Source organism: Psychroflexus gondwanensis ACAM 44 (genome assembly GCF_000355905.1).
In the GTDB taxonomy this organism is placed as follows: Bacteria; Bacteroidota; Bacteroidia; order Flavobacteriales; family Flavobacteriaceae; genus Psychroflexus; species Psychroflexus gondwanensis.
Genome location: NZ_APLF01000034.1, coordinates 1 through 4,108 on the forward strand (window position 1 = coordinate 1; position 4,108 = coordinate 4,108).

At 34.4% G+C, this 4,108-nt stretch carries 2 protein-coding genes; both read left to right on the plus strand.

What is annotated here, in order from left to right:
* Window positions 1-431: 431 nt before the first annotated feature.
* Window positions 432-1,304: a GLPGLI family protein gene (locus PGOND44_RS14665; RefSeq protein WP_003445652.1), complete on the plus strand. Its 873-nt coding sequence runs from the start codon at window positions 432-434 to the stop codon at window positions 1,302-1,304.
* 18 nt (window positions 1,305-1,322) lie between these two features.
* Window positions 1,323-4,046 carry a peptidase associated domain and porin domain-containing protein gene (locus PGOND44_RS14670; RefSeq protein ID WP_003445655.1) on the plus strand — a complete coding sequence of 908 codons (2,724 nt, stop codon included), beginning with the start codon at window positions 1,323-1,325 and terminating at the stop codon, window positions 4,044-4,046.
* Window positions 4,047-4,108 lie beyond the last annotated feature (62 nt).

Sequence of the window (4,108 nt, forward strand, 5' to 3'; positions counted from 1 at the left end):
CAACCTGGCTTCGATACACCCCGCTACAAAAAAGCGGGTCACTCAGCCACCAATTCACCATTGTCATTCCGACAGAGAAGTTTTTTGCTTCGACGAGGAATCTCTTTGTCACTCTAGGTAATGGTAAGTTTTTTGAGGTTTAGACCTATAGTCTCTTTATAATCTAAACCGGTGGTTCTAGTAAATTTGAAAGTGAACTAGCCTTCGTCCTTAACATAGTTTGTCTTCCTCAACTCATACTTTATTTCTTAAGAATAAAATGTGAATATTTTGAGGAACCTTTTACATCGAGATAAAAATCGATGAAATCACTCAAATATTGAGTAAAATCTATATAAATTAGTCATTTTAAAGTATCAATTTATTGAAAAATCGTAACATTACTTATTAGTTATCGTCTTTTGATCAATCCTCTTAAAAATTAAACCATTATGAAAATTATTTTTATTCTACTTTTTTGCCTAAGCATTTCATTTGGTAATGCTCAAACGTTTACTGGTCAAGCGACTTATCAATCCAAGACTGTTTTCGATATGAAACTAGGCGGGGATCAGATAAACGATCAAATGAGAGCTCAAATTGCTGAAATGATGAAAAAGCAATTTGAAAAAACCTACACTTTAGACTTCAACTCAGAAGAGTCTCTATACCAGGAAGAACAAAATTTAGCTGCACCAACAGGTCGGTCTGGCATGATGAGCGGAATGATGGGAAACTTTCAATCTGGGAGTCAGTATAAACACATCAAAGACAGTTTGTATTTAGAATCAAAAGAGTTTTTTGGTAAGTCCTTTCTTATTCAAGATTCTTTGCCAGTTTTAAAATGGGAATTGGTAAACGAATCAAAGCAAATAGGTCAGTATGTTGTTTTCAAAGCTGTTGCAGTCAAAGAACTTGACAAAACTGCTTTTACAGAATTGAGGAAAAAGGAAAAAGAGGGGGACGAAGAAAATACTTTACTAGAAAATGATAGCATAGTATCCCCACTAGATCAATTTGAAATGCCGAAATCTATTGAAATCGTAGCTTGGTATACTCCACAGGTGCCTGTAAGTCATGGACCAAGTGAGTTTTGGGGGCTGCCAGGACTTATTATGGAAGTGCAATCTGGTAAAACAACGATCTTGTGTTCTAAGCTTATTTTGAATCCAAAAGAAAAAGTTGACATAGAAGCACCTTCTAAGGGTAAGCAGGTTACCCAAAAAGAATTTCAAGATATGGTATTGGAAAAAACTCAAGAAATGCAGGATATGTATGGTGGTGGCAAAAGAGGAGGAAACTCTATTGAAATTCGAATGAACTAATTTGAATTTCACTTTTTTATGAAAAACTTACTTATTTTACTGTGTTTATGTGTTGGTATAAACTCAGGATTTTCTCAAACGACAAAACTAATTGGAAAAGTAACCGACTCTATTGGGAACCCACTGTCAATGGCTAGTGTGATAGCCAAAGAAAAGGAAACTTTAGAAATTGACTCTTATAGTATTACTAATGAAGAGGGTCTTTTTCAGCTAAATTTACCGAAGGGTAAAACCTTTATTCTTGAAATTAATTTTTTAGGTTTTCAGCCTTTATCTGCCGAAACTTATATGCCAGAAGACCTCAATGTCATTGAAAGTATTTATGTACTTCAAGAGCTGGCAGATGAACTTGATGATGTAGAGTTGGTTTATGAAATGCCGGTTACTATAAGAGGTGATACTATTTCTTACGACGCCGATTCCTTTGCTAGAGGCAACGAACGAAAGCTTGGCGATATTATTGAAAATCTTCCAGGGATGAAACTCGATGATGACGGGAGTATTGAAGTAGAAGGAAAAAAGGTCCAAAAAGTAATGGTTGATGGAAAAGACTTTTTTGATGGCGATTCCAAACTAGCTACCAAAAATATTCCAGCCGATGCGGTGAGCAAAGTTGAAGTTTTGCGAAATTATAACGAAGTTGACCAGATGCGAGGTTTGGGTAATGACCAAGAAAATGTGGCTATCAATATAAAATTGAAAGAAGGAAAAGAGAATTTTTGGTTTGGAGAACTCAATGCAGGCATAGGATATGGTGAAGAAACGCGCTACCTAGCTAATCCTAAGCTATTTTATTACAGTCCTGATTATAGTATAAATATCATCACCAATTTTAATAATACTGGCGACACGCCTTTTACTTTTCGAGATTACTTTAATTTCACAGGGGGCTTTAGAAACTTCAACAGTGGGGGCGGAACGCGTTTTAACATCAACGATTCTGGACTTGGATTTTTATTGACTCAAAATGACAGAGCCCAAAATATAGAAAATGAATTTGTGGCTGGCAATTTTACTTATAAAGCTTCAGAAAAGCTTGACATTAGTGGCTTTGCATTGCTTTCTGGTAATAAAACAGATTTCCAAACCAATAATATTCGGCAATTTATTTCTAGTGGAGAAAATGAGGTAACTGAAACTGAAAATACCCAAAAGAATCAATTAGCAATGTTGAAACTTAGCAGCGTATACAAACCTAATGCTAATTTTCAATTGGATTATGATGTGTTAGGTAAGCTTTCCGATCAATCTGAAGTTGCTAATCAATTTTCCCAATTTGGAACTATAGACAATCGCATCTTGGAAGATAAAGCCAATAAACCTTTTTCTATTAATCAGAATGTAAATGCTTATTATACACTTTCAGAGAAGGATATTTTTTCAGGACAGGCCCAGCATTTGGCTCAAGAAGAAGATCCATTTTACAATGCAATTTTAGATTTCTTGCCTTTTGCAGGAATTTTACAAGCCAACACCGGTCAGTCGAACTTTGATATTAACCAAGAAAAGATAATTAAAACCCAAAAGCTAGATGCTAAAGTAGATTATTATCGGGTGCTCAATAAAAAAAGCAACATTAGTTTCAATGTTGGAACCACCTTAAGTTATCAAAACTTTGATAGTTCCATTTTTCAAAGGTTAGATTCTGGTGCGACTCTAAACTTTGACCAAAGTGCTGAGGTAGATGGTGAACGTTTTCCTTTACAGAATGATGTGACTTACAATTTTAGAGATTTATTTTTTGGGACGAGGTATAAGTTAATTACGGGAAAATTTACCTTGACGCCTGGACTTACATTGCACAACTACGATTTGAGTACGGATCAATTGGGCTTAGAGACTTCATTCAATACGTGGAAATTACTTCCAGATTTGAATTTGAATCTTCAGTTGAAACGAACCGAAACAATTAGGTTTGATTATGCAATGACTGCAGAATTTACAGACGTTAACCAGTATGCAGAAGCTTTCGTATTTAATAATTACAACAGGCTATTTAGAGGTAACCGAGAACTTGAAAATGCTTTAGCCAATTCTTTTAATTTATCCTATTTTAATTTTAATATGTTCAACTATACGAACATCACAGGTAGATTGAGTTATACCAATAGAATCAACGGAATCAAAAACGATACAGAACTGGTAGCTATTAATCAAGTCGCTTCACCATTTAACATCAGTAGCAATTTTGCAGATGAAACCTTTTCAGGATCTGGGTCTTACAGCAAGCGCTTTAGAAAATTTCAAGTAGAAACTAGTGCCAGATTGGGGATTAACACTTTCAATAACCAAATTAATGGAGAAGTTTTAGAATCTGAAAGCTTTACTCAGAATTATAAAGCTAGTTTGAGAAGTAACTTTAAAACTTGGCCAAATTTAGAAATAGGTTATGATTTCACTAGTAACCGCTATGATAATGGTAGTTTTATCTCTACTTTCTTTACAGACCAACCCTTTATAAATTTAGAAGCCAATTTTTTAAAAGAGTTTACCTTTACTGCAGACTACAATTATTTTAATTACAGAAGTAAAGACGATAGAGTTTCTAATGAATATGCTTTTTTATCGGCGGACTTATTTTACCAGAAAAAAGATTCTAAGTGGGAATTTATTTTGCAAGGGATGAATCTTTTAGATGTTCAGTCTATCAATCAAGATAGTTTCAATGAGTCTTTTAATACCACTTCAGAGTATTTCGTTATGCCTCGCATGCTTATTCTGAAAGTGAGGTATGAATTGTAAATCTAGTTATGATTATGTAGATCGACTAATACCTATCCCAACTAAAAAATCTCTCTCTACTT